This is a genomic window from Nodosilinea sp. FACHB-141 (assembly GCF_014696135.1).
In the GTDB taxonomy this organism is placed as follows: domain Bacteria; phylum Cyanobacteriota; class Cyanobacteriia; order Phormidesmidales; family Phormidesmidaceae; genus Nodosilinea.
Map to the genome: position 1 here is coordinate 18,616 of NZ_JACJPP010000029.1, position 26,233 is coordinate 44,848.

At 51.8% G+C, this 26,233-nt stretch carries 21 protein-coding genes; 4 read left to right on the forward strand and 17 right to left on the reverse strand.

What is annotated here, in order from left to right:
• Nucleotides 1-320: 320 nt before the first annotated feature.
• The 6 genes from H6F59_RS26615 to H6F59_RS25375 all read right to left on the reverse strand — a co-directional run bounded on the left by H6F59_RS26615 (nt 321) and on the right by H6F59_RS25375 (nt 10,681).
• Nucleotides 321-776, reverse strand: a complete 456-nt coding sequence (locus H6F59_RS26615) for a transposase (RefSeq protein ID WP_242021695.1) — start codon at nt 774-776, stop codon at nt 321-323.
• Nucleotides 777-889: 113 nt separating this feature from the next.
• Nucleotides 890-1,156: an IS630 transposase-related protein gene (locus tag H6F59_RS26620; protein WP_242021697.1), complete on the reverse strand. Its 267-nt coding sequence runs from the start codon at nt 1,154-1,156 to the stop codon at nt 890-892.
• Nucleotides 1,157-1,308: 152 nt separating this feature from the next.
• On the reverse strand, nt 1,309-4,467 hold the full coding sequence (locus tag H6F59_RS25360) for a tetratricopeptide repeat protein (RefSeq protein WP_190707702.1): 3,159 nt from the start codon (nt 4,465-4,467) through the stop codon (nt 1,309-1,311).
• 2 nt (nt 4,468-4,469) lie between these two features.
• The gene (locus H6F59_RS25365) at nt 4,470-5,099 is read right to left on the reverse strand and encodes a hypothetical protein (protein WP_190707706.1); all 630 of its coding nucleotides are present in this window, start codon (nt 5,097-5,099) and stop codon (nt 4,470-4,472) included.
• 455 nt (nt 5,100-5,554) lie between these two features.
• Nucleotides 5,555-6,757 carry a tetratricopeptide repeat protein gene (locus tag H6F59_RS25370; protein ID WP_190707710.1) on the reverse strand — a complete coding sequence of 401 codons (1,203 nt, stop codon included), beginning with the start codon at nt 6,755-6,757 and terminating at the stop codon, nt 5,555-5,557.
• Nucleotides 6,758-6,904: 147 nt separating this feature from the next.
• Nucleotides 6,905-10,681 (reverse strand): tetratricopeptide repeat protein, encoded by a 3,777-nt coding sequence (locus H6F59_RS25375; RefSeq protein ID WP_190707713.1) that lies wholly within the window; start codon nt 10,679-10,681, stop codon nt 6,905-6,907.
• Between the two features lie 429 nt (nt 10,682-11,110).
• Between H6F59_RS25375 and H6F59_RS25380 the strand changes: the two genes are divergently transcribed.
• Nucleotides 11,111-11,320 (forward strand): hypothetical protein, encoded by a 210-nt coding sequence (locus H6F59_RS25380; RefSeq protein WP_190708018.1) that lies wholly within the window; start codon nt 11,111-11,113, stop codon nt 11,318-11,320.
• Nucleotides 11,321-11,581: 261 nt separating this feature from the next.
• On the opposite strand, the gene H6F59_RS25385 is transcribed toward H6F59_RS25380, so the two are convergent.
• Nucleotides 11,582-12,085 (reverse strand): hypothetical protein, encoded by a 504-nt coding sequence (locus tag H6F59_RS25385; RefSeq protein WP_190707717.1) that lies wholly within the window; start codon nt 12,083-12,085, stop codon nt 11,582-11,584.
• 8 nt (nt 12,086-12,093) lie between these two features.
• On the reverse strand, nt 12,094-13,335 hold the full coding sequence (locus H6F59_RS25390) for an ImmA/IrrE family metallo-endopeptidase (RefSeq protein ID WP_206755228.1): 1,242 nt from the start codon (nt 13,333-13,335) through the stop codon (nt 12,094-12,096).
• Nucleotides 13,336-13,490: 155 nt separating this feature from the next.
• Here H6F59_RS25390 and H6F59_RS27785 point away from each other — a divergent pair, with 155 nt between their 5' ends.
• Together H6F59_RS27785 and H6F59_RS25400 are read left to right on the forward strand one after the other, a co-directional pair.
• Nucleotides 13,491-13,715 carry a DUF2188 domain-containing protein gene (locus tag H6F59_RS27785; RefSeq protein WP_190707733.1) on the forward strand — a complete coding sequence of 75 codons (225 nt, stop codon included), beginning with the start codon at nt 13,491-13,493 and terminating at the stop codon, nt 13,713-13,715.
• 32 nt (nt 13,716-13,747) lie between these two features.
• Nucleotides 13,748-14,665 (forward strand): hypothetical protein, encoded by a 918-nt coding sequence (locus tag H6F59_RS25400; protein ID WP_190707737.1) that lies wholly within the window; start codon nt 13,748-13,750, stop codon nt 14,663-14,665.
• A gap of 15 nt (nt 14,666-14,680) precedes the next feature.
• Here the strand turns inward: H6F59_RS25400 and H6F59_RS25405 are convergent, their stop codons facing one another.
• Both H6F59_RS25405 and H6F59_RS25410 read right to left on the reverse strand, forming a co-directional pair.
• Complete coding sequence (locus tag H6F59_RS25405; RefSeq protein ID WP_190707740.1) at nt 14,681-15,442, reverse strand: hypothetical protein; 762 nt, start codon at nt 15,440-15,442, stop codon at nt 14,681-14,683.
• Between the two features lie 206 nt (nt 15,443-15,648).
• Complete coding sequence (locus tag H6F59_RS25410; protein ID WP_190707752.1) at nt 15,649-16,557, reverse strand: tyrosine-type recombinase/integrase; 909 nt, start codon at nt 16,555-16,557, stop codon at nt 15,649-15,651.
• 259 nt (nt 16,558-16,816) lie between these two features.
• Between H6F59_RS25410 and H6F59_RS25415 the strand changes: the two genes are divergently transcribed.
• The gene (locus H6F59_RS25415) at nt 16,817-17,887 is read left to right on the forward strand and encodes a YhcG family protein (RefSeq protein WP_190707756.1); all 1,071 of its coding nucleotides are present in this window, start codon (nt 16,817-16,819) and stop codon (nt 17,885-17,887) included.
• Between the two features lie 206 nt (nt 17,888-18,093).
• On the opposite strand, the gene H6F59_RS25420 is transcribed toward H6F59_RS25415, so the two are convergent.
• The 7 genes from H6F59_RS25420 to H6F59_RS25450 all read right to left on the reverse strand — a co-directional run bounded on the left by H6F59_RS25420 (nt 18,094) and on the right by H6F59_RS25450 (nt 26,159).
• Entirely contained in the window at nt 18,094-18,486 is a 393-nt protein-coding gene (locus H6F59_RS25420) for a hypothetical protein (RefSeq protein WP_190707759.1), read from the reverse strand.
• Nucleotides 18,487-19,045: 559 nt separating this feature from the next.
• Nucleotides 19,046-19,696, reverse strand: coding sequence for a hypothetical protein (locus tag H6F59_RS25425; protein WP_190707762.1), 651 nt, complete (start codon nt 19,694-19,696; stop codon nt 19,046-19,048).
• Nucleotides 19,697-19,744: 48 nt separating this feature from the next.
• Nucleotides 19,745-21,400, reverse strand: a complete 1,656-nt coding sequence (locus H6F59_RS25430; RefSeq protein WP_190707765.1) for a type IV secretory system conjugative DNA transfer family protein — start codon at nt 21,398-21,400, stop codon at nt 19,745-19,747.
• The gene (locus tag H6F59_RS25435; protein ID WP_190707769.1) at nt 21,390-22,220 is read right to left on the reverse strand and encodes a hypothetical protein; all 831 of its coding nucleotides are present in this window, start codon (nt 22,218-22,220) and stop codon (nt 21,390-21,392) included. Before H6F59_RS25435 ends, H6F59_RS25430 begins: the two co-directional genes overlap by 11 nt.
• Nucleotides 22,221-22,234: 14 nt before the next feature.
• Nucleotides 22,235-23,929, reverse strand: coding sequence for a MobF family relaxase (gene mobF / locus H6F59_RS25440; protein WP_190707774.1), 1,695 nt, complete (start codon nt 23,927-23,929; stop codon nt 22,235-22,237).
• A complete protein-coding gene (locus H6F59_RS25445; RefSeq protein WP_190707777.1) occupies nt 23,923-24,186 on the reverse strand; it encodes a hypothetical protein in 264 nt (87 codons plus the stop codon). The genes mobF and H6F59_RS25445 overlap by 7 nt, the downstream gene beginning before the upstream one ends.
• Before the next feature lie 377 nt (nt 24,187-24,563).
• Nucleotides 24,564-26,159, reverse strand: coding sequence for a serine/threonine-protein kinase (locus H6F59_RS25450; protein ID WP_190707790.1), 1,596 nt, complete (start codon nt 26,157-26,159; stop codon nt 24,564-24,566).
• Nucleotides 26,160-26,233: the final 74 nt, after the last annotated feature.

Genomic DNA, 26,233 nt, shown 5'->3' on the forward strand with positions numbered 1-26,233 from the left:
GGTTATTTTTGCTACGTTGACAACTAAAGTAGCATTTCAGCTTTACTGATTTGCTTCCAATCTGGTTGCCAATTTTTATACAGATTGCTCTTTAAGTACTGATAAGAATTTATCAGCAAAGTATCTAATCCCTCTTTAATCCTCTCGGAAGGGGATTAAAAATTATGTTTTTTTACTCTCAGTTTTCATCAATTTACCCAAACCATGACGAACGAATTTCCGATATTTCAGCTATTCTCCAGCGAGAGTAATAAAAGAGGGTTGTATTGCAGTGGACGGGATGGTTAGGACAGTTTTCTGAAGGCATCATCAACGGCATTCTAAAGAGTATCGAAGGCGCTAAGCATCTTGCGGAGATGATGTTTCAACCGCGCCCAAAATTTTTCAATTTTGTTAAAGTCTAGCGAATAGGGTGGTAGGAACAGAACGATGCAACTGGCCTGCTCAATTAAGTTCTGAGTGTGCTGAGATTTGTGGAATCTGGCGTTGTCCATCATGACAATCTGCCCAGGGTTCAGTTCAAGTACGAGATAGCGCTCAACCCACGCTTCGAACAAGCGGGTGTCGCAGTGTCCTTGATAGGTCATTGGGGCGAGGACCGTCCGATTGCACCGGCCCGCCACCATACTGATGCGCTGGGTTCGATGACCCAATTTGAGGGCATAGAACCGCTCGGTATGAGGACAACATCCATAGGGATAGTCCTCGGTATCATCAACACCGGCTTCGTCGAGGTACACCACTTGGGCGTCCTCATACTGGGCAATTTGGGTCAAAAAGGCTTGGCGTTTGGCCTCGCTGCGTTCTCGGTAACCATAGGTCTTTTTTCACGGGTGAACCCAATGCACTTGAGCGCTTTGCCAATAGTGCGATTGGTGATTGGTTCAAGCTATAGGTCAGCCGTTTTTTGCTGAGTCAGATGACCATGAGTCTGGGCAAAGGCTCGAAAGGCCTCTAGATCATTAATTTTTGGCTCTGGCCCTCGATAGTAGTGGCGAATGGGAGCGGCGCTGCCCATCACCTCGCGCCGTTTCAGCCACAGGTCGAGAGTGTTGCGACTAATGCTAAACGTACAACTGACGTGGCTTTTGGAGTCACCTCGATCAACAGCAGCAAGCGCTTTTTCACGTAAATCGTCACTATAGGCAGCTGGCATCGCTATTCAAGCAATATTCCTACTCCCCTAGAATGTTCTAACTACATCTTCATCTGCAATGGTGAACCGCTGCTGCTCTAAGCGAAGTTTTGTCCAGAGTGTGGAAAAAGATGTTGTGGCCATTAGTCATGAGTTACGCTGTCAAGCACCTTTTACTCCAACGGCCGCCAATCACCAGAACCGATGAACGCCGCCCAGTAGTAAGGGTGCGCATAGTCAGGCTCTTGCAAAAACGCCAACTGGGTGTCCCGCAGGGAGGCATCGCGGGGCGTGCCCGAGAGCAATGACTGGTAGTACGCCACCATCAGCTTCTGAGTCGCATCATCACTTACTTTCCAGAGGCTAATGACCTGACTTTGAGCACCAGCCAGCATCAAGGCCCGTCGCAACCCGTACAGCCCTTCCCCAGAAGAGAGTTCTCCTAATCCAGTTTGACACGCTGAGAGCACCACCAGCTGGGTACCGCGCAGGTCTAACTCCGTCACCTCTAGGGCGGTAAGAATGCCGTCTTGGTCAAGGCCACTCTGGCCATCAGCGGCCCCAGCCAAAACTAGCCCCGATTGCAGCAGGGGGTTGAAGGTATCTTCATTCGGCTCAAAGAAACCATGGGTGGCGATGTGCAAAATGCTGGGCTTAGTCTGCTGCTTAATGACCGCTTCGGTCGCGTTGGTCTGGGTGTAAACCCATGGGCTGGGGAGTAGAGGAGCAATCAGATCAACCTCTGCCTGAGTACCCGGCAAAGCGGGAAAAATGCGGCTTTTAAAGTCAATGGTGCGGGTTTCTGCCTGGGCCACTAGGGAACCAGGACGGCCATAGGTAGGGTTGCCCATCAGCACAGCCGGATTGTTGCTAGGGGCAGTATCGGCTATCCGCATCAGGTCACGCCCTGAGGTGAGGTAACGGAACTGGTAGGTCTCAACCAGGTACCGATTGGATTCATCTACCAAGGCTTCAAAAGGAATCAGGCTGAGAGCATCGTCGGGGGAGAGAAACACTGTCGTGGTATTGCCCAGGGCTGCTCGCACCGGAGCCATCACCAGGTCATCCAGGACGCGAGCGTCTTCCTTAACTTGGAAAAGTGCCGTATCGGGCGAGGCCAGGCTCGTGGAGAAGGTCCGAACAGCCGCGTCCACCGCATCGGCAGGCCCCAGATCTAGGCCTTGAATGGTGCCATCCGCCGCGAGGATATAGGCGGCATAGCGAGAGGAGTCAAAGCGCTCTGACGCTAACGCGGCGGGATTAAAAGGCCGATAGCGGATGAACTCAACCAACACAGTACCCCTGGGGAGCGTGGCCTGAATGTCCTCCACGGTGGGCGACGCCGTTATGTCAGCAAACGCTGAACTACGGCGACTAAGCTGATCTTCAAAAGTGGTGAGCTGTTCTTCGAGGAACTGGCGCTGGGCTTGATAGGCCTCGGTGGAGAGATCCAGCGGTGGGTTGGTGGTCAGATTAGAGAGTTGGGTGCTGGTGGCATTCAACTCATCCAAAAGAGTAACAGCTCCAGGGTCATCGGCTAGTTGGGCGCGCAGGTTGGTAAACAGGTCGAGAATGCGACCTTTGCGCTGCAGAAGGGTGGTCAGCGCCAGTTGTGCCGCCGTTGCATCGGTGGGCAGGTCATTGAGATGAAGGCTGATAGCAGCATCAGTCGTGCCTGCCATGGTGGCCAGGTACTGACGCTTGTGGGCATCAGAGCCCCCAACCAGGTTGCGACTGAGAACCGTTTCTTCCATGGCCAGGCCTCGGCTCAGATAGGTGAGAGTCGGTTGGAGTTGGCCTTGAGCATAGGAGAGTACGGCCAGATTATTGAGGCTGGTGGCGGTATCGGGATGGTTGGAACCTAAGACTTGCTCATTAATCGCCAGGGCGCGCTGATAGAGCGGTTCGGCCTCCCCGTAGCGCCCCTGCAACCGATACAGCACGGCCAGATTGTTGAGGCTGATGGCGGTATCGGGATGGTCGGGGCCTAAGGCTTGCTCAGTGATCGTCAGGGCGTGCTGATAGAGCGGTTCAGCCTCCCCGTAGCGCCCCTGCAACCGATACAGATCGGCCAGATTATTGAGGCTGGTGGCGGTATCGGGATGGTTGGAACCTAAGACTTGCTCATTAATCGCCAGGGCGCGCTGATAGAGCGGTTCGGCCTCCCCGTAGCGCCCCTGCAACCGATACAGCACGGCCAGATTGTTGAGGCTTCTAGCGGTAGAGGGATGGTCGGGGCCTAAGGCTTGCTCTCTAATCTCCAGGGCGTGCTGATAGAGCGGTTCGGCCTCCCCGTAGCGTCCCTGCGACCGATACAGCTCGGCCAGATTGTTGAGGCTGGTGGCCGTATTGGGATGGTCGGGGCTTAAGGCTTGCTCAGTGATCGCCAGGGCGCGCTGATAGAGCGGTTCGGCCTCCCCGTAGCGCCCCTGTGACTTGTACAGAAAGGCCAGATTATTGAGGCTGTCAGCGGTAGAGGGATGGTCGGGGCCAAAGGCTTGCTCTCTAATCTCCAGGGCGTGCTGATAGAGCGGTTCGGCCTCCCCGTAGCGCCCCTGCGACCAATACAGCTCGGCCAGATTATTGAGGCTGGTGGCGGTAGAGGGATGGTCGGGGCCTAAGGCTTGCTCGTTAATTGCCAGGGCGCGCTGCAAGAGCGGTTCGGCCTCCCCGTAGCGCCCCTGCGACCGATACAGCATGGCCAAATTATTGAGGCTGGTGGCGGTATCGGGATGGTCGGGGCCTAAGGCTTGCTCATTAATTGCCAGGGCTTCTTCGGCCCGTGGAATTGCCTCACCATAACGACCCGCCTGGTAGAGCTCAGTCACCCGCTGGTTGAGTTGATTCGCTGGCTCTAGGGCTTGCTCGGTAGCGCTGGCTGCTCGCGTCTCTAGTCGGTAGGAGCCGGTTTCTCTAGACCCATAGCTATTGACCAGTAGGGTATAGGCTCCGGTGGTCGGTATCGTTAGGGTAATACGGGCAAGGGTGCCCCCAGCGCCATCGTCATCCTCGGCAATCCGCTCTCCCGTCGGGCTCACTAAGATCAGGTAAGCATTAAAGTCGTCGCTGATCAAGTCAATGGTCAGGGCTTCTCCAGCTGTGCCTTCAAAGGGATGGACTTCGTAGTAGCTGCCGTCATCTTCCACCACCGGCGAAGTAGGGGAGAGTTCTCCTGTGATGGTCTGTGGTGTGCGCTCTGTTACCTGAGCAATTGGCACGGGCTGGGCACGGCTGGCGCCGCTAGTGCTTCCGAGCAAGGTTGTACATAGCCCCGCCAAAACCAGAGCATGGAGCCATCGTCCCTGACTGCGCTGCGGCCATGGGTTCAACATCGCTATATCTCCTTCTCTAGGGTTTCAATGCGCGCCTGCAACGCCTCAACCTGTTCGCGCTCACCCAACGTCTCGTACAATTCTTGAGCTGCTTGCAGATGGGCAATCGCCGCATCGTACTCCGTCTGCCCCTCCGCCACCGTCGCCAAGCCCAAATGGTTATCAACCTGCAGCTCTCGCTGCCCCGATGCTTCAGCCAACGCCAACCCCTGCCCATAGCGCTCCCGCGCCAGCAGCGGCAACCCCACCGCTAGGTAAGTCTCTGCTTGTAGCAGGTAAAGCTGGCTATTTTCAGACCCAGCCAGAATTCTAGTCTCTAGAACATCCAAAGCCGATTGGTTCAACGCGTAGCTTTGGCGATTGGGGTCGCTGTGCTCAAACCCCAAATACACCAGCGCTAGGGCAATCGCTTCCACGTCGGGCTCTAGCTGCCGCGCCTTCACCTCGGCCACCTCAGCGTTAATGCGATCGCGCTCAGCCTGGGGCAACATTGCAAAACCCACATCTGGCCCCGTAGCGGAAGAAAGACCACTATCCGTCGTCACGACAATGGTGTAGCGATAGTCAGGTTTTAGCTGGTCTACTTCATCGTAGGTAGCCTGAGGTTCATTCACCTGGGTCGTCCAATTCACCCCTGAACCCTGGATCACAACCGTGTAAGATGTCGCCCCTTCTACGGACTGCCACTGAAGTGTCAGGGGCTCTGTTCCGAGAAGAACCGTGTTGCGAGGGCTAAGGACATGGGGTAAAGAGACATCAAATGGAGCTCGTGATGGATTATTTGCAGATCCAGGCCGTCTCCTGGCAGCAGATCGGCAATAGTCAGCCACAGTGTACGTGCCGACATTATCAAAGTTGTGCCTGCCGCCATTACTGCAATTTAGAGTTACCCGACTATTACGACCTAGCCGAATCTTGTGCGTAGTTGGCAGCAGCATTCCCTCAGAAGCCGGATCGGGCGTGACTAAAAATTGCCCGACAACAACATCACCCCGGACACCATGGATGTAATGAATCCCTTGGTTTTGGCTCCAAGCAGGTGGGGCGATCGCCCCGATAATTCCCAGCGTTAAGCCCGTAGAGGCCATTAGAGCGGCGTAGCGGTAGGTCGGCATAGGTCGTTGTAGTCTAGGGTTGCAGATTCAAAACGTTCGCGGGCTAGCATCAGCCAGGCATTTTCTTCGGGGTTACCGCGATCGCCCAGTTGGCAACAGCGCTGCCAGACCGGCAGAGTATCCGTTTCACCCTGAGCTTGAGCCTCCAGGGTTTGGGCCAGCAGACAGTGGGCCGAGCCAGGGTTGTTAATGTGAGGCTGGGCCTCGCGTTCTGCACTGAGTACGATCGCGGTCTCCAACGCTGATTGAGCAGATGCATATTGCTCCTGCCGAAACAATGCCCAGCCCAGATTTTTATAGAGGCTGTACTTAGTTTCTGGAAAGCTCTGCTGCTCATCCGCCAACGTTAGGCCCTGATTTAATAGCGCTAATGATTTATTCAGGTTAGGTTCTGGCTTTTCCAGATATAATCTGGCCAAATTGTTATACGCCTCTGGCAAATCGCCTCGAATGGCAATTAGATATTGGGTTTCGGCTTGTTCTAGGTTTTGGATGTCTTCGTAAAGGGTGCCGAGGTTATAGTGGGCATCCACATTGTCTGGGTTAAGGGCAATGGCGCGGTTGTAGTTTTGCTCTGCAGAGCCCAGCTTGCCTGCCTCTTGAGCAGTTTGCCCTCGCTGGTTGTACTGCCTTGAAATGCTGGGCAATGCCAACCAAAAAGCAAACAAAACTCCAGCCAACAGCGCCGTAGTACCAAACTTAGCCCTTAGCCGCCAGGGATTTGAGACCTTGAAGCGGTCAAAGAAAAACTGCACCCCTTCGCCACCGGCATCTGTCAAATCGCTACGGGCCTGCAGCAGCGTCAACAGGTTCGACAGCGCAATGGCAGATAGCCCGGCCACTCCAGCCCCACCCAGCAAAAATCGACCGCTAATGTTGATCAGCAGGCCAACAATAATAGCCCAGGTTAAGGTTGTCAGCCCTTTGAATACCCAGTCGTCAGGATTTGAGCTTGGAACCTTCAATGTTTCGTCTAGAAACCACCACCACTGCTCTGGCGATTTTGAAAAGCTTTGGCGATAGGTGCTGAAATTGAGCTGTTCAGCCATAACCGCCGCCTGGTCTTTAAGCTGGCGATCGAGGGCATGAATTTCACTCAGCAGATGGGGCTTGGGCGGGGGCGATTGCTCTATCCCTACATACAGCACATCGCGAGCATTCAAGACTTTCAGCACTTGCTGTTCCTGAGGGCTTTGATCTGCAACAAAAGAAGATAGGGCCTCTCGATAAGCGGTTAGGGCGGCACCAAGAGCGTGAGGGGGCATGGGCTACAACAGAGGCAATGAACTTATCCTAAATGAGGGAGTGGAACGCACCTCCCTTTATGGCTGCAAGGGTCGCCAATCACCAGAGCCGATAAACGCCGCCCAGTAGTAAGGGTGCGCATAGGCAGGCTCTTGTAAAAATGCCAACTGAGTGGCTCGCAACGCCTCAGCACGAGGGGTGCCCGCGAGCAATGTCTGGTAGTACGCCACCATCAGCTTTTGGGTCGCGTCATCGCTCACCTTCCAGAGGCTAATCACCTGGCTCTGAGCACCGGCCAGCACAAATGCTCGACGCAAGCCGTATAGCCCCTCCCCAGTAGAGAGTGCTCCCAGCCCAGTCTGGCAGGCCGAAAGCACCACCAGTTGAGTCCCGCGCAGGTCTAACCCCGTCACCTCCAGGGCAGTGAGAATGCCGTCTTGGTTAGGCCCACTCTGTCCGCCATCAGCAGCCCCGGCCAAAATCAGCCCTGATTGCAGCAAGGGATTGCTAGCGTCATCGGTAGGTTCAAAGAAGCCATGGGTGGCGATGTGCAGAATGCTGGGTTCAGCCTGCTGCTTAATGACCGCTTCGGTGGCATTGGTCTGCGTGTAAACCAATGGATTGGAAAGTAGGGGTGCAATCAGATCAACTTCTGCTTGGGTGCCTGGTAAAGCCGGGAAGATGGAATTTTTGAAATCAATGGCACGAGTATCGGCCTGGGCCACCAGTGCCCCGGCACGGCCATAGGTGGGGTTGCCTATCAGCACAACTGGATTGTCATTGGCGGCAGCATCGGCTATCCGCATTAAGTCACGACCTGAGGTGAGGTAACGGAACCGATAAGTCTCCACCAGATACTGGTCCGCTTCATCCACCAGAGCTTCAAAGGGAACCAGGCTGAGGATACCGTCGGGGGAGATAAACACCGTCGTGGTATCGCCCAGGGCCACTCGCACCGGGGCCATCACCAGGTCATCCAGGACGCGAGCGTCTTCCTTAACTTGGAAAAGTGCCGTATCGGGCGAGGCCAGGCTGGTGGAGAAGGTACGGACAGCCGCGTCAATAACCTCAGCAGGCCCTAGATCTACGCCTTGAATGGTGCCATCCGCCGCGAGGACGTAAGCGACATAGCGTGTAGGTCCAAAGCGCTCTGACACTGATGCTGTGTGGATGAAAGGCTGATAGCGGATAAATTCAACCAAGGCTGTACCCTCGGGGAGCGTTGCCTGAATATCCTCTACAGTGAGCGAGGCCGTGAGGCCTGCGAACTCTGAACTACGGCGGCTGAGCTGGCCTTCGAGGGTCGTGATCTGGTCCTGCAAAGACTTGAGCTGGGCTTGATAGGCCTCAGAAGACAAGTCGGGCGGTGGGCTAGACGTTAGGGTGGAAAGTTGGGTGTTGGTGGCCCTGAGGTCATCAAAAAGAGTAACCGCTTCAGGGTCATCGGCTAGTTGGGCCCGCAGGTTAGTAAAGAGATCGAGAATGCGCCCTTTGCGTTGCAGGATAGTGGTGAGGGCCAGGTGAGCGGCCTCACCACTGATGGGCAGGTCATTGAGGTGGAAGCTAATTGCCCCATCAGTGGTACCAAAAACCGTGGCCAGGTAGTCGCGTTTGTTAGCATCTGAGCCCACTACTAAATTGCGGCTGAGGACCGTTTCTTCGACCGCTAGGCCCCGTTGCAGGTAGTTGAAAGCGGGCTCCAGCTGCCCTTGAGCCCAGTACAGCGCCGCCAAATTATTCAGACTCACTGCCGTATCGGGATGGTCGGGCCCCAGTTCCGCCTCTCGGATAGCCAGAGCGCGCTGAAACAACGGTTCCGCCTCGCTGTAGCGACCCAGCGAATCGTACAGCTCCGCCAAATTATTCAGACTCAGAGCCGTATCGGGATGATCGGGCCCCAGTTCCGCCTCTTGGATAGCCAGAGCGCGCTGAAACAACGGCTCCGCCTCCCCATAGCGCCCCAGCGAACGGTACAGCAAGGCCAAATTATTCAGACTCAGAGCCGTATTGGGATGGTCAGGACCCAGTTCCGCTTCGGCGATAGCCAGGGTGCGCTGAAACAAAGGTTCCGCCTCCCCATAGCGCCCCATTAAATCGTATAGCCCAGCCAAACCATTCAGACTCTGCCCCGTATCGGGATGGTCGGGGCCGAGTTGCGCTTCTCGGATGGCCAGGGCTCGCTGATACAGCGGTTCCGCCTCCTCATAGCGACCCAGCGAACGATACAGCAAAGCCAAGTTATTCAGACTCTGAGCCGTATTGGGATGGTCGGGCCCGAGTTGCGCTTCTTGGATGGCCAGGGCGCGCTGATACAACGGTTCTGCCTCGCTATAGCGACCCAGCGAATCGTACAGCCCCGCCAAATTATTCAGACTCGTGGCTGTCTCAGAATGGTCAGGCCCGAGTTGCGCTTCTTGGATGGCCAGAGCACGCTGAAGCAACGGTTCCGCCTCGCTGTAGCGACCCAGCAAATCGTACAGCCCCGCCAAATTATTCAGACTCGTTGCCGTATCGGGATGGTCAGGCCCGAGTTGCACTTCATGGATGGCCAGAGCACGCTGAAGCAACGGTTCCGCCTCGCTGTAGCGACCCAGCGAAACGTACAGCAAGGCCAAATTGTTTAGACTCGTTGCCGTATCGGGATGGTCAGGCCCGAGTTGCGCTTCATGGATGGCCAGAGCACGCTGAAGCAACGGTTCCGCCTCGCTGTAGCGACTCAGCAAACGATACAGCTCCGCCAAATTATTCAGCCTCAGAGCCGTATTGGGATGGTCAGGCCCGAGTTGCGCTTCATGGATGGCCAGAGCACGCTGAAGCAACGGTTCCGCCTCGCTGTAGCGACTCAGCAAAACGTACAGCAAGGCCAAATTATTCAGACTCGCTGCCGTATTGGGATGGTCAGGCCCCAATTGCGCTTCTTCGATGGCCAGGGCGCGCTGATACAAAGGTTCCGCCTCCTCATAGCGACCCAGCAAACGATACAGCTCCGCCAAATTATTCAGACTCGTTGCCGTATTAGGATGGTCAGGCCCGAGTTGCGCTTCAGTAATGGTCAAGACGCGCTGAAGCAACGGTTCCGCTTCGCTGTAGCGCCCCATCAAAACGTGCAGCAAGGCCAAATTATTCAGACTCGTTGCCGTATTGGGATGGTTAGGCCCCAATTGCGCTTCGCGGATAGCCAGGGCGCGCTGATACAAAGGTTCCGCCTCCTCATAGCGACCCAGCAAACGATACAGCTCCGCTAAATTATTCAGACTCGTTGCCGTATCAGGATGGTCGGGCCCCAATTGCGCTTCAGTAATGGTCAAGACGTGCACGGCTAGGGGAATAGCTTCGCTATAGCGACCTGAACCATAAAAATCTGTCACCTGTTGATTCAGCTGATTCGCCAGGGCAAGATCTTGCTCTTGAGCGGTTGCAGTTCGCCACTCAAGCTGATATTGCCCGGTCTGCCCCGCTTCGAAAGAGCTGGCAATCAAATTGTAGGTACCAGTGATGGGTAAGGTAACCACAATTTGAGAATTGGTGCCCCCGGCTCCATCGTCATTCTCAGCAATCGTTGCCTCATCCGGACCAACCAAAGTGAGATAGGTATCAAAATTCTCACTAGTTAGTTCGATGGTAAGAACTTCGCCAGCCATGCCCTCAAAGGCGTGGGTAGCATAGTAACTGCCATCGTCAAGTTGATTAGAGTTTTGGTCTAGGTGGCCCTCTACAGTTTGAGGCGTGCGAACAGTCGTTTGTTGCGCCACCAGCACGTGGGCTGCCCAACCAACGTTACTGACACTGCCCAGCAGGACCGTGCAAAGACTGGTCACAGCCAGGGTGTTTTTCCAACCAGAGGGCTCAACCACAAGAACACCATTAAGATCAAGGGCTGTGCAAGAAAAATGGACAAAATGGTTATGGCATTTGCAACTGTGCAACCCACAGGATTAGAGCGTAATGCCTACTACCCACAAACGAACTACACACACCATGGCGAGGATTAGTCTTGGTTTACCCAAGCAGGGCAATTAATTAAGCTTGCCAGAAAATTGCTATGAATCATACCTCAACATATTAGGGTCCATCTGAATACTTCGGCTGAGCGAAAGGTGGCTAGAGTCCACACAGTATCGTGTGGACTCTAGCCACCCGGCCAAAGCTATATCCATCGACAAGATTCGTTACTTAATAAATGTCAAGGCCTGTTGAAAGCTCCTCAGTAGCGGGAAAATTGGGCACTCTAGAGGCACGTCCACCCCGTTTATCTATTTATGAGAGAGCTACTTCTAATTCCAATGCTCCCATTTCTCCTGACAGCAGCAGACCACAATCTCACAAAGGCTGCTGAAGCTGACTGCGACCCAGCGTATCCAGACGTTTGCATCCCCTCACCACCACCAGATCTCGACTGCGGCGACATAACCCACCGCAACTTCACCGTCACCGGCGACGATCCGCACGGCTTTGATGGCGATAGCGATGGTATGGGTTGTGAGGCTCGATGATGAACAACAAATCGCATATTCGTTGGAATCGCATCACCTGGCTCGTAGCTCCTATAGCCGCTCTTGTTGGCGGCTTCGTGCTCTATGCTCAACTCACCACCAAGGGAGTAGCATCTGCGCGATGCGTAATTATTCACGCAGATCAGACGATCGCCAAAAGAGCTGGATCCCAGTGCCGGGATAGGTTGCCGGGTGAGCAAGTTTTGAATGTGGTGAAAGACAGCAATGAAGGTCAATCAGCGAAGTAAACAATCGCTCCACTCAAATTACGTTAAAAAACTCATTGAATGTTTTGACTCTAACCGGAAATTCACCAAGAGTTCGCCACAGGCCAATAAAACCGTTAGCTTCCTCAAGAGTGATTTTCTCCTGCTTGATATTCCACACAACAATATCTGCCGTTGAGTAGAGAAAAATGCCTCTACTCAACGCCTCTCTACATGCTTTTTTATCATCCAGGATAAGTTCATATCCGTTGCCTGCTGCAAGAATTATTGAACTTGCTTCCCCGCGTCCGAGCCCCCTCTGATAGAGAGCATCAACTTCCTTATGATGTGCTGGCTCCGTTACCGCAATCTCAACAATCTTTCCCGCTTGGCAGAGTTCTTCAAAAACAGACCGAGGATAGAGCACCTCAGACTTTACAAAATCAGTGCAGGCAATTGTTCGCCCGAGATTCGCCAATAGGTCAAAGCGATCGATTTTGAGAAATGAAATAAGCGGTGAAGCATCTGCAAGAAGCAACGTTTTTTCTGAGCCAGACACAATAAAAACTATTCTTCAGGAAGTAGTCCCGCCATCGCAACGGGGATTAACTCTTCATAAGGAATATCAGCTAGCTGACACACCTCACGGAATCGCCCCTGAGATATCTTCTCCTGCCTGAATGCCTCAATAGCAAGGAGAATAAGCTGCCTAACAAGGTATGGCTGATTCTCTCTCTCTTGTTCTGAGCACTGAAAGTCATATGAAAGTTTTAACGCACGCAGAAGCTGGTTGCCCTGATCCTTTTGTTCAAGGAGCATTTTAAGCTCCTTCTGAAAGATAGCATTAATGTCTCGAAGCCGAATAGCTGCTACGTCATAGCTAACCATGTATTCGTGTGCGATAAGCGCAACATCAGATGCACAAATTTTATGTGCCAATGCATTACTGCGGACTTCATGATGCATCGCTTCGTCAGTTGCCGCATCCCAAATCCAAGAAGAAGCACGGCTTGGCTTGCCTTTATGCATGCGCTCAAGGGTCTCATAGACTCCCGCCGCTGGAATAAGAAACTCACTCGCAAAAGCATTTGCTCGCTTCTCTATGAAGTCATTTCGATTCTTTGTGGACGTAGGCTCGTGCTCCCCCCGGCTGCGATCAACTAAGACATGCGCATACTCGTGGGCATAAGAAAATCGTTGCCGCACAGTCGCGTGTTCTTGATTGACGAAAATAGCAAGCCCGTACTTTTGGTGAGCGATAAACAACCCAGATACATCAGAGGGAAATGGCACTGCAGCGGTCCATACCCCTTGAGAGGCAATGAGAGAAACAATGTCAGGGATAGGACCGGAACCGAACTTGAGTCGTTCCCGTTCAAGAACAGCTATTTCTTTTCCCTGTTCAACTGCCTCCTCATATGTCCGGGGAGATGGTAGCTGATAAGACGGTGGTACTACGTTGGCCTTATCACCGAGCAACTCTCTTAGCCGAACGGCCTCCTTCAAAATCTCCACGTTGTGGGCTACCTCTTGAGTCCACTCAACGGACGCATTCCCGTCAATCCGTCCAATCGTGATAAAGGGGTCTTCCTGTAGCGGCTGGTCAGCAAGGAAGTCGCCCGGGTCGCGGCGATAAAGCCGAGCGAGCTGCTGAAGTTCAAGGCCAGTAACGGTTCGAGTCCCTTTTTCGATCTTGGTGAGGGCAGTCCGGTCTATACCTATCGCCGCTGCCGCCATCTCTTGGCTTAAGCGCACATTTTGCCTTGCCTCTTTAAGCCTTTCTCCAATTGTTTCGTATGTCAGTGCCATGGTCATACCCTCCCTCTTATGTGCCATGATCGCACATTTTGGCAACCCTAAGCAACATAATGTTGACATAGCCGCACATTTTGCTATACTTAGGATGGAGATGTGCGATAGTCGCACTATCCCTGAAAATCGTTTACTAACCAAAAGGCAACAAAATGGCTAAAAACCCACAACACATTGTGCCCCACCCCAAAGGGTGGGCCGTAAAGTCAGAAGGGGCGTCTAGAGCCTCTTCTGTGCATCCGACGCAGAAAGAAGCAATCGAGCGAGGTCGAGAGATCGCCCGAAACCAAAGCTCTGAGCTCTTCATCCATGGTCAAGATGGGCGCATCCGAAGCCGTGACTCTCACGGCAATGATCCTCATCCGCCTCGAGGGTAACTAGTACTACTATGCGTATCCAAAAGACCCGAGTGAAAAACCTCGAAAAAAACCTCCCCGGTATCCAGGGAGCGGCAGAGCTTGTCCTGGTAGTCCCGGTAAGTGAAGTCTCTCCAGAGCGTAGAGAGCAGATAGGCTTCTCAAATACCCCTCAAATTGGGCAAAGAGTTCTGCCAGCGGCTTTAGGCCCTATCTCACGATTAAACGCTGAAGGTTCTTTTATAAGACACCGCGATCAGCCGAAGGAGACCTGTTACCGACAACGAGAGTGGCAGTACACGGAACTACACGGCAAAGACAAAGTCGAAGCCACAAAGATTGTGGATGTTCCCTACCAACAGTACCCACGCACACTCATTCCGCCTCCAGGGGTAGAACTCATAGTAACCGCGCTTCCGGATGGTGTTCTAGCTTTCGCAACAGAAAGCATCGTCCCACTGAAGCTCGACAACCCAGACGAGCTCCGGCATGCCATCAACCTCATGCTAGAGCTGTTCAGGTTTTGCGACGTTTTGGGCAAAAACCTACTACCTGCTGGAGTAGTACCAGTCACCTCGCTTAACTGGCAGATTCTTCCACCCGGCCGAATGCCGTGGGCAACACTGCAGCCGCACATCCAGCCAGTAATTGATCGCCAAAAGCCTGGTAATCGGCCAGTAGTAGCTCATCGACTTGCGCTTATACACAGCTACAGTCCAGAGTTTGCAGCTGTTGGGCACGGTGGCTTTAGCGGATACGTCATCTTTGGCTTCCCGGCTAGAGACATCTACATATGCGAGTGTGCCTTCTACGAGAATGCAACCTATGTCTTTCGCAGTCGATGGGAAGAACTCTCTCGGCTTACAAAAGCCGAGATTCTAAACGACAACCGGCATCTCGCGCGGTTCATCCATCGTCCAAACTGGAAAGGCCTCATCCGAACGCTCTTTAAGGAGGCGCAGGCAGCATAAACCAGCGAGGCTAGATTACAGCCGTATACGCTCTATGCCCGGCGAGAGAATACAGTCTCGCTCGCCGGGCATAGAGCGCCGTTGTTCGTAAAGTGATAGCTCAATGTCTCTGAGCATTTTGATAAGGCTATTCGCTATTCGCAAATTTCCATACGAAAGGAATTGAAAAACTTGCAATGTCTCTTCACACTTCGAGTGCACCAATCCCATTTCAATGAGCCTTCTAATATCTAAGGCATCCTGTTTACCGTCCCTACTTCTCATTAAATTTAGCTTATAGAAAGCAATAAATGCTGGATGGGCAAGTTGTACATCACCAAAACCAGGAATACTTGTATTTCGCGACAGTTGAAATAATGTGTCCTTAAAGACAGGATAAATATAGCAATGATTAGGAAATGTATTATGGTTTCTGGGAAAGTGAGTTGCCATTGCTCCTGGCACGAAATCAACAGGAAAATTGTTGATTGTCTCTGCTTCTATAATTGGTCCTTTGAGGAAAAAAGACTGGTGCCATCTATCTTCTAGTTTAACTGTTAACTGCGAGAAATGAGATTTACCGATGGAGAGTGCCGACCGTAAGATGCTATCTGTATTTTCAAATCCCTGAAATATAATGTCGAGGTCAGTTGGGATTCTATCCGCCAAACAACCGATACTCAGCTGATATAAGTGAACAGCTCCACCAGAAAATATGAAGGCGCTACGTTCTGAGATGCAAAGCTCACGGAGAAAGTTTTGAGATGAGCGAACAGCTTCAAGAAAGTTATTATTCACTTCAAAAATGGTTATAATTATTTAGTTTGAATTAAACGTAATTCATTTAATACCACCTTAAATTGAGTCGCTGTGTGTTTCGCATCACGTAAAATAGTGATGCTAATCATAGAGAGATGTTCTTATCTTACAAACAAGCAAAATTATTCAAGAGCCTCCTAGTTCATAGGCTTATATTCTGCTTCGACGTAAATTTAGCGGATTTTCTATAACCGGATTCGCTCAATTTCATCCAGCGAAATCGCATCTTCCCGCCTATCATACAGCGTGGTTGTGCGAACATCCTCGTGCGCTGCAATCCTTTGAGCATTATCGCGGCTACCGCCGTTGCGCAGGAAATTGGTAATTCCACTCGCACGAAATGTGTGGTTACACGCATCGGTACTCACACCAGCAGCAAGCGCACGGCGCTTCACCATTGCCCATGCTTCCTGGCGCTGTAACCGAACACCAGTGAGTGTGCGAGAACGTCGAGGTGCTGTTTGGAAGAGGGGAGTAGTCTTCTCATCCCACAGATTCGCCTCATCCATATAGAGATCAAGATACTCCTCCGCTGTGTGGTGAACTGGTACCTCATGGTACTTGCCGCCTTTTTCATGAAGTCGAAACCAGTAGCGTTTGCCCTTAGAGAAATAGTCACCCGTGTTCATTCCAAGCACAGCACCAACTCGGGCAAAGCTGAAAAACATTGCCGCAATAAGCGCCCGATCGCGTAGGCCGACGATATCGTCGGTGCTGATGCTTGAGAGGAGCTCCTTCATCTCTTCATCGCTAAGCACCGACGTCTTACCGCGCTTCACTCGATGCTTCACACCACGCACTTCTCCAGCTGGGTTCTCGCGCATCAAACCACCGGTAATCAGCCAGCGGAAGAGCGAGCGAATGGCAGAGAGGTGCTGATTTCTCGTTTGCGCAGACCCTGGGTGAACCTCTACGTACTGGGCCACGACAATAGAGTTCACCTGGTGGAGGCCGAGTCCGGGGTAACACTCCTCAAGCCAGTCAAAGAATCGAGTGAGGGCTCGGTAGTAGGCAAGCCGGGTGTTCGGGTTTCGGATCCCAGCAGTGAAAAACTCAAGGTAGCGATAAGTGGTTCGCTCACTAGCCCGGCTCACGATAGCGGGCAAGAGAAACTCAGTGCCCGAAAGTATGGGTGAACTACTGCTTGGAGGCCGAATGAGGTTACTCACAGTGGATCCATTTAGAGTACAAAGATCACATGTATTAGTCAGCGCTTATTGTATGACATAAAAAGGAATTATGTAATGGAAAAAATTATGGATAGGAGAGTTGGATCCTAAATAATTCTCTGGAATTAGTGGATCCGTTTTGAGCAGGCAGTATGAAGCCTAGTCTCCTGCTATAGTCTTCTTCATGCCGAAAGAGTCCCCCCTCTCGTTAGATAGCAACTACACTGCTTTTCTTGATGGATTAAAGCGGCGCATTCGCACAGCGCAGGTCAAAGCAGCCCTCGCTGTCAACCAAGAACTCATCCTTCTCTATTGGCATATTGGGCAAGAGATCATAGCCAAGCAGAAGCAGGCAAGCTGGGGCAGTAAGGTCATTGACCATTTAGCTCGGGACTTGAAGCGCGAGTTCCCAGATATCAAAGGTTTTTCCCGGTCAAACCTCAAATCAATGCGGGTGTTTGCCGAGGCCTACACCGAGGAGCAAATTGGCCAACAGGCTGTTGGCCAAATTCCGTGGAGCCACAACATCCGCATCATAGAGAAGGTAAAAAATCCGGAGGCACGGCTCTGGTACGTTCAGCAAACTGTTGAAAACGGCTGGAGTAGAAACATCCTTGAGATGCAGATCGAAAGCGGCCTCTTTGAACGAACAGGTAGTGCTGTCACCAACTTCGAGCGAGCGCTCCCTGCTCCTCAATCTGACCTCGCACAGCAGCTCCTCAAAGACCCGTACAACTTTGATTTCCTTACCCTCGGCAAAGACGCACAAGAGCGAGAACTTGAGCGTGGGCTCGTTGATCACATCCGCGATTTTCTTCTCGAACTCGGTATGGGCTTTGCTTTCTTAGGCAGTCAGTATCCCCTCGTGGTGAGTGATAAAGAGTATCGCCTCGATCTCCTCTTCTACCATGTAAAGCTCCACTGCTACGTTGTGCTGGATCTCAAAATGGGCGAATTCGAACCGCAGCACTCAGGCCAGATGAGCTTCTATGTTGCTGCGGTCGATAACCTCATGCGCACCGAACGTGATGCCCCCACGATCGGCATTATTCTCTGTCGAAGCAAAGACAAAACCATTGTGGAATATGCGCTCCAGGGGACCCAGCAGCCGATCGGAGTTTCAACCTTTCAAACCCAGGGACAACTTCCGCCAGATATCCAAAGCAGCCTACCTACGGTGGAACAATTCGATCTGGAACTAAGCACTGCTATTGAGGAGATGGAGGACGGTGAAGCCGACACTACCGACGATTAATTAATTAGCGCGAATACGCTCTCGCACCACTGGTGCGAGTTTTGCGTGCGCCCTCTCTACTCGTCCACCGACAATACCTCCTAATTCGTTTTCTCCCATGACTGTTATCTAGCGAGCTGCGTAGACCACCTCACCATTGAACCCGCATAAAGCTTTCGGCCACTGCCGTGCAAGCCAAGTGTACATCCGGCCCACTCTTAGCCCCCTCACTTCGACTGAGATCCAAATTGCTCTCGACTCTGATCAAGTGCCCTCTGAGCCCCAGCTGTAAGGACCTGAGCAACATTGTTTTTACCGGCAGCACTGAGGTCAGCTAACGCGGCGAGCACCTCTTCAAGGTCATCCTTAAAGCTGCCCACAAGCACTTCTTTGATGCACGCCACATTGTACTCTTCATGTTGATAGGCATAGGCAATCTCTCCGCTCAGCAATCCAGCGTCCACCATATCGTTCTGACAGGCTATTGCCCTCGCTAGCTTGCGAATATTTTCGAAGTTAGAGAGATCAAAAAGTGGGTTTGATGCCTCTTGATCTGTGGGCCAATCCTCATCGGGCCAATCAGCGCAGCCAGGCGGTTGTACCGAAATATATTCAGCCATAGTATTACCGTTGTTGAATGTGGATATGTGCGGAGCTGCGAATTACGCGGGTTCTAAGTTTTGCGTTAGTGCAGTGACAGTTGCCAGCTCCTTTTTCCTTTTCTGCTGCTTGTAAGCGATTATCCTACCCTCGCCTTTCCCTCTCCACTAAATACGCTTCAATCCTCCTCAAATGCACCTTCGGACTCCCCCGGTTGGCCACCCAATCGCACAGCAGTTCGACGTTATAGAGAATCATCCGCCGGCCTGAATTCGTATACACCCAGTAGATCCCTTTGATTAGGTATCCCTGCTTCAGCCAGTAGTTCTTCAGGCACGAAGAGGATAACCCAATGAGCTTTATGGCGTCTGCCGTTTTGACCCACACTGGAATCGCTTTATCGCCATCCTCAATGAGCACTATCTTACCTGGTGCGAAGCTCGGCCCGAGCTCAATGAGCTACCGCTTACGGAAAGATGTTGGCAGAAGTAGCCCTTGCAGCGTTCTCAGTAACAACTATTAAGAATGCTGCAAAGACCGACCGCTCCTTCCCCAACATCTCTCCGTAAAGACGCCTATTTACTCCTCCGCTGATATATCAACAGTAGTGTCGCCGTCTCCATCTTTGACGGAGTCTCCATCATCCTCATCACCATTTTTAGAATCCAAATGTTCCTTGTCTTTATTGGCTTGAAGCAGAAATTCAGCACTTCGTCGCTGCGCAAAATACTCCCGTAGCCTGCTATGAAAGACGTCTCGAATCTGCCCCGATTGAGCCGCTTCCGCGAGCGCTTTGGCAACCATAGCAGGAATGAACTGTACGATGTCTCGCGTAGCATCCTGTACGGCACTTTCAATAGACTCTCTTATTCCTGCATTAATAGCATCTTCAAAAGAGCCCATTCCAGCAATCACAGCCTCATCTGTCTCAAGCGCCGACGAGGAGTCCGGTGGCTGGAAACCTCCTCCACCCGGCCAATTTTCCTGGGTAGAGGAACTTGCTTGTCTCATTCTACGCGCTGCACAAATTTCCTCGTGTGTGCGGCCAGCATCAAGCATCTTCCGTACCGGTACAAACCGCTCAAGCAGTTCAGAACCTGTATAGAATCGCTTACTTGTTGAGAGCCCCGCAGTTTTAAGGCTATCCGTCACTGTGTTAGCTGATAATTCGGTAATTTCAGCAATTTCTTTCTTTGAATAATCACGGTCTGGGTCAAAATTGTAGTTCATGGCAGTTACCACAATGAAAAGAACATCAGAGCAAATCACTCAACACAATTAGTCAGCTGTGTTATCGTCGGGAATCTCCAGGTAAACGGCCATATCTTTAATGACATTCAATACTTCGTCATAGACACAGCCACGTAGTTCGCTCTCAAAGATTTCAAAGTTATCCATGACACCTTGATTCTTTGGACGATTAGTAGGTTTTGGCTCATCTTCACTCGGCCTCTCACCAGTAATTAGCCAGTCGCTTCGGGCATTACTCCAAAGGCTTGGTAACTCCTGATCTGGTGGAAGAGGGCGAAGAATCACTTTTTTTGTGCGGGGCGGATGACGCTTCACTACCTGATCCCAAGGGAGATGCTTTTCTAGCTCTTCTCCCCACTTCGGTGTCTTGAGATAGAGAGTGATACCATGCGCCTTTGATGGAAGAGGCAGATTGAGGAAGGTTCGTTCGTGGACAATGTTCTCCACTGATCGACGATTTTCTTCCTTTCCACTAGTTCCACGTTTGTCAAACGAGACTCCTACATCGGTCTCGCGCACCACGTCACGGCCAAACTGACTCGCACACCACCGAGCTGTTTCAGGAGAAGATGCCCGGAGCATAATTTTCCAACTAAAGTTCGCAAGGACTGCCTCCGCCCGATCATCGTAGGAGTCCTTAGCTCGTAATCCCTCAATGGATTGAAACAATATAAATAGAAGTCCTCCGCGCCCACGAATAAGCTCTGATGCCTCACGAAATTTTGGAATAGGACCGTAAAAATTGAAGTCGTCAGCCACAACAATCTTGTCTTTTTTGTCACTCTCGGGAGAAGCCATAATGATGTCCAAGCTTCGAGAAATAATGGCTTGAGCGATTGGACGCTCGACGTCGTATTTTTCAGGGTTAATCTTCACGACGAGGATAGAAGCTTCCGTATGCCCCTTCCAAAAGTCCACAAGGCTTATGCCTGATTCAGAGTGTTGGTACTTTGCGGCAGGCGTCATAAGATAGAGCCACACGCGCGACATAACCTCAGTTCGAACCTTATTGAGATGCTCCTCTCCATCCTTACCTGCAAAGAGCGTATTAAGTACCCACTGGCCCGGTTCGCTCTGCCTAAGTATCCTTTTAAGAATTACTGGATCAGCAAGAGCGACATTCACTAAGTCATCCATGCCCCATACTCCTTCAGTTACCTGGTGGATCGAGATGACACTTGCAACAAACAGCGCTCGGCCAGCGTTGCGGAAAAACGCATTATTGCCTTCCATTTCAGGGAAAAGCACATATCCAAGCTGAGCAATAAGCTGGGGAGAGGCAAAGTCACGAGCAATATTCCAAGTCTTGCCGTCCTTGTAGGTAAATGTCACAAGCTCATAGAGCACACCTCCTGCCCGTACTGCCTTTAAAAAATCCTCCTTCGTTTCTAAAATGAGCAGTCGTCTCGACGGGTCAGCACGGACTGCTTCAATCAACGTTCGCGCTGTTGGACCCATCGTAAAGTTCTTTCCGGCACCACTTGCTCCAACGACTGCGACATGACCAAGCTCATCCAGACCAACTTTATGCCCAGCAAACGATATGGGCGGTCCGTTAAGCATTTCGTACGCATCTTGATAGTGGTGTGTAGGGCGTTGAAGAGTGCTATCGCCAAGTCTTTCTGCCCTAATAATCCGACGAGCCACATCGCTCGGCGTTTCAGCAAAAAAATCACCATGCATCTTTTCTTACCTCATCATCTTCAGGTTTATTCTTTTTGGAAGAATTCTTCCGTCGCTCATCCAAAGCCTTCTTCAATCGTGGGATTATTACCCCTGGATTCTGCACCTCGTACTCAAGACGTCGCGGCTTAAACACATCAGTAAGTACGGTCCTTGTACCCAGGGCTACTAATTGCCAGCCACTAGCAAGCAGCAAGAGCAAAAGCCCTACAACAAACCAGTTCCTAGAGACAAGAAACGGTAGAAATGGCCAAAATAAGCATCCGGCGACAAACGACCCGGTCATGATCACAAAGCCCGCTAGATAGCCCCACAAGATATCCGTGAGCCATCCCCCTGTCGGGCGAGCAACTTCGTAAAATTCGCCATACAGGTCGGAGTGAGCCCTTCGAAGCTTTAAGAGTCGCTCATAGTGTTCGGCGGCTACCCATCCGGAGACCCCCCATACAAGTGCACAGAGCCACTGTAGAATCCCTTCCCACCAATGGAGCGGAACTGGATGGAGCAGAAGGTTTGCGGTCCATGCCTCCATAACAGGACCGAAATGTGGCCCATAGGCATAGCCAAGCAGCATGCCCAGTAACACTGCTGTGGGTCGATTGATGGCTGAGAGAAGATCCCCTGTTGATCGGAGCATCTCGTGCTCAATGCCTTGAAACACCCTTATGTAGACGGTGATGACTTCTTTTAAATACCTACTTGTCTGAATCACTAGCGAGTTGAAAGATTTGCCAAGTTTCTTCACAAACCTGAACATTCTGCTTTGAAGCTTACGAAGCTCGCCTTGCGAAGGACGTTTCAGTCTAAAAAAGTGACGCATTTATTGTTGCCTCCCTAGTCGTAGGAATGTCGAAAAGTTCTACGGACACGAATCTCAGGTGAGTTTGGCTTGATGTGCCGGTTCTGCTTCAAAAGAACTAGCTGCTGAGTACGGCTAATCTGGCCCGTCGCGTAAGAAAAATTAATTGCGAGTCGGCTTTTAGGAACCCCGTACCGTGGAGTCCTATGGCCGCTGTATGAATGCAGAAACAGCCGCTGGCTTTGGCTTATTTGCCCAGTCCAGTACTTGGTCTCAATTGCAAGCCGTGTCTGTTTCTTTGGCGGACGAGTGTATTTCTTATACGTCGCGTGATCGATCTGAGAGGTGTAATAGAGAAAGCGAAGCTTGGTGCGAAACCGTTGTGCTCGCTTCTGGCTCTTTGCGCGCGCATCACTGAGCGCCCCTTCAAACGAATACTGAGGCCGGTTCTTTCCCTGGGGGTTACTACTATGCCGCCTTACAAGAGAGCGGGTAAGAGCCCAAATATCCCTTTTGGGGGCCGACGCCACCTTACCGCTTGGTACCGAAGCACTCCTTCGACGGTCTTTCGCAAGTGCACCAGCCCGACGGTTGATAGCCGCTGCCTGCTTTGACGCTTTTGCCTGCCAGGACGGAAAGGTTGAAGGTTGCGGCTGTTGAAGTTGCTGCCTTTCCTTTACGCGATCCCGTAAGACCGCAAACACTGCCTGGTCAGTAGCCTGTTTTATGTACTGATCGCGCGATCGCCCCAAAAACGAGTCTGTGTCAAATTTAAACTCCTTCTTTGCGATCGTTTGCCACTCTTGCTGACGGAGCGCAGCTGTCTCTACAGGGGGTTTTTCAGGCCTTGTCCTAAGAACCGCTGCTTGCACCTCCTTGGAGATTGGATTAGGCACATTACGGAGAGCCTCCCGAATCGTTTTACTTCGAGGGCTGTACCTATCAAGAAGCCCTTGGGGAATCTCCTCACCTCCGTATCCCTGAACCGTAAAGCTCCGCCCATTCTTAATAGGTACATTTGGAAACTGGAGGTACGACGACTCAAACTCCCTTGCAAGATGACCGCGCAGCGAATCTCGAAATACCTGCCCTATCTCAAAAATTGTCTCTCGCTTAAGAAGTGGCCTTAAATCAAGTGCTCCATACTTGCCATCTTGCCGAACCGCACTTGTAAAAAGAACGTTATGGACATGTAGTTGTGGCATCCCAGCGCGATCTTCTATATGGGTAAAGCACCCCCATATAGGCAGAGCTTGTGTGCGTACACTTCCCCCTGCACCGGTTCGAGTGAAGCAATAGTTCTTTTCAATATGCGCGCGCGTGTCTTTTGCCGCAGCCTCAAGAGAAGCTAAGACCCTTATCCTAGTTTCGTGGCTTCCAGCAGCAAACATGGCAGTTGCGGCTGGTGGAGCGGAAAATACGATGTCATCTGCAACGACGGCTTTTCGAGGCTTGCCATCGTACGTGCGCTCGGTAAGCCCTTTACGCATTGGATCATAGGTCTCTGGATGAAGCCCTTGAAACAGTGCGGCGAAGCGTTGATCGTTCTCACGTATGGGCTCTCCAAAAAGCCCGAGAACTTTTGCCCCCTCTCCATCGAAGTGACCAAGTGAAATCTCGTCGTCGTCGTCCTTGTTAGGAGACAAACCAAGATAATGCTCAGGACCTAGCTTGGTGTAATACGGAGCTTTCGCACTACCTAGATGAAGAAGCATTTCCGTGGCTACCATCCGGCACCTCCCCCCGCAAAAAGCTCCTCCATAGACTCATGAGCCTCATCAGGAGAGAGGCCACTGCCGTGGATAAGGATTAGTTCCATAGCAACGTAGTGCGCTACCTTAAGCGCCCCGACGTCTTGGCGTAGCGCCTGAACCTCGTGCTTTAAGTGCTGCAACTCTTCAACCTGAAGAGTGAGGATTTCGGCTATTATTTTTTCTGGTGACTTGTCCGGATTTTGATTCGCATCCAGCGAAGATGTGGGAGTCATAACGGTTAGCAGCGGTAAGTGGGTTACATAAATGGGTTCTCGTGGGGCAACGGTTTCTTTGGTTGCGAGTGCGCCAGTTTTAGTTGGCAGACTCGCTCTTTGCCCCACGCGCTTATCGCTTGGTTACTGTGGTATTTGAGGCCTTATAGTGGTCCTCGCTATTTCTCAGCGTCCTCGGCGTGGCTACCTGCAAGCAGGCGCATAAGGAGAGGGCTAAGCAGTGGTTGCTCATGGGCATGCCATCCTGCCTTAAAGCAGGTGAGCCCAAACCAGCCGATAACCAAAAGCGAAATGATGAGCGAGATGATGTTGCTCAGCTGTCGTAGCGGATTCATGGGTGCCACTTCCTAGGAATAGTTATTGGGCATCGAGAGAAATTAGCGTTCAAAGCCGTTTGGCATCCGGGCATCTCGGAACGAGGTAAAGAACGTAAACGTTCCATCAAGATTGGCCATCTCAAAGTTCGCCCCCTCAAATTCGGCGTTACCGAGATCGGCATTTGATAAGTCCGCACTAACAAACGTGCTGCCTGGAAGAATGCCGCTACCAAAGTTTGTATGGGTCAGGACTGCACCTTGAAATACTGCTTCTGAGCCATTAACCCGCTGGAGCTGGGCTCCTTCCATATAGGCGCCAGAAAAATTGGCATTGGAGATATTCGAATCGCTCAAATTTGCTTCTGTAAGCACTGCCCCCGCGAGATTTGCTCCCACTAAGCGCACCGATTCAAGCTTTGCTCTCGATAGGTCAGCATTGCGAAGGTCAACCCCCTCAAGATCCAACCGGGATAAATCGACCTCTCTGAGGTCGCACCCATTACACGATCTGGTTTGCACGAGCTGTTCTACGTTCCACTGTCTTTGATCGAGAATCGCCTGAGCGGCTTCTTCTTCTCGGCGTTTACGTTCTTCCTCTTGGCGTTTTAGCTCTTCTTGACGACGCTGCTCAGCTCGCTCTTCGGCTGCACTCAGCTGCGCCTTGCTTTGAGCCTCTAGTTCGGCCAGCTCCGCCATGTGCTTATCGATTGTTCGGGTCTGGTATCTCCAAAACCCTCCGACAATGATCGTGCCTAGCAGTAGCCCTAAAGGAGGTGCAAGCCACCAACGGAAAGTGCGAGCTTTCTGATGCCTTTGTTCACTGACTTTCAGCGCCTCGTGGGCAACCCGAGCCGATTGATACCGGTCAGCGGAATTTGGCGATACACACTTATCAATCCACTTTAGGAAATACTCAGGAGGTGCTGCTGCTGCTGACCCTTTCAGTGACTCCCGATAGCTGTATCGAAACGTCCGAGGGTCTCGAAGCGATGCAATATCACCAGGGTCTTTACCGGTTAAAAGACAAATTGCAATTACGGCTATGCCGTAAATGTCACCGTGAGCTTCTGCCTGGCGATTAAGCACCTGGTCGGGAGCGGTAAATCCTGGTGTGCCCCCGAGCGCCGTAGTGACCGCCACTGAGTCACCGCTTGAGCGTGCAAGCCCAAAGTCGATTAGGTACACCGATATACCGCTACTCAGGTCAACAAGAACATTCCCAGGCTGAATATCGCCGTGGCACAGGTGGCCCTTCTCATGAACGTACTGAAGGATAAGCAGCAGCGACGTTGTAATCGCACGCACCTCGGCTTGGGTAAACACCCGATGGCGCATCTGCGCTGCAAGCGAGGTAGCGTTTACATACTCTTGAACAAGGAGAAATCCATCATCCGTCTCATGAGTCTCAAGCAGCTTAGGGATTGCCGGATGATTAAGCTTCATTAGCGCTCGGATTTCTCGCTGATGAAACTCCCAACCTGACCAGTCACTACTATTCGCAAACCGGAATTGCTTTAGGACGAAGGCGTTCTTGAGCGCTATATCGGTCGCTTTATAGGTGATTCGGCCACCTTCGCGATTACGCGACAGCTCTTCCAACCGAAACTTACTCGGTGGGAATTTGTCCTCTAAGGTGACTTTTGTACTTGAAGTCATAGCTGCATCCTTCTTTTTCTATCTGTATTTGGGCCAAGAACAGACAAAATGGGGAAACTGTAGGAGAAAACGCT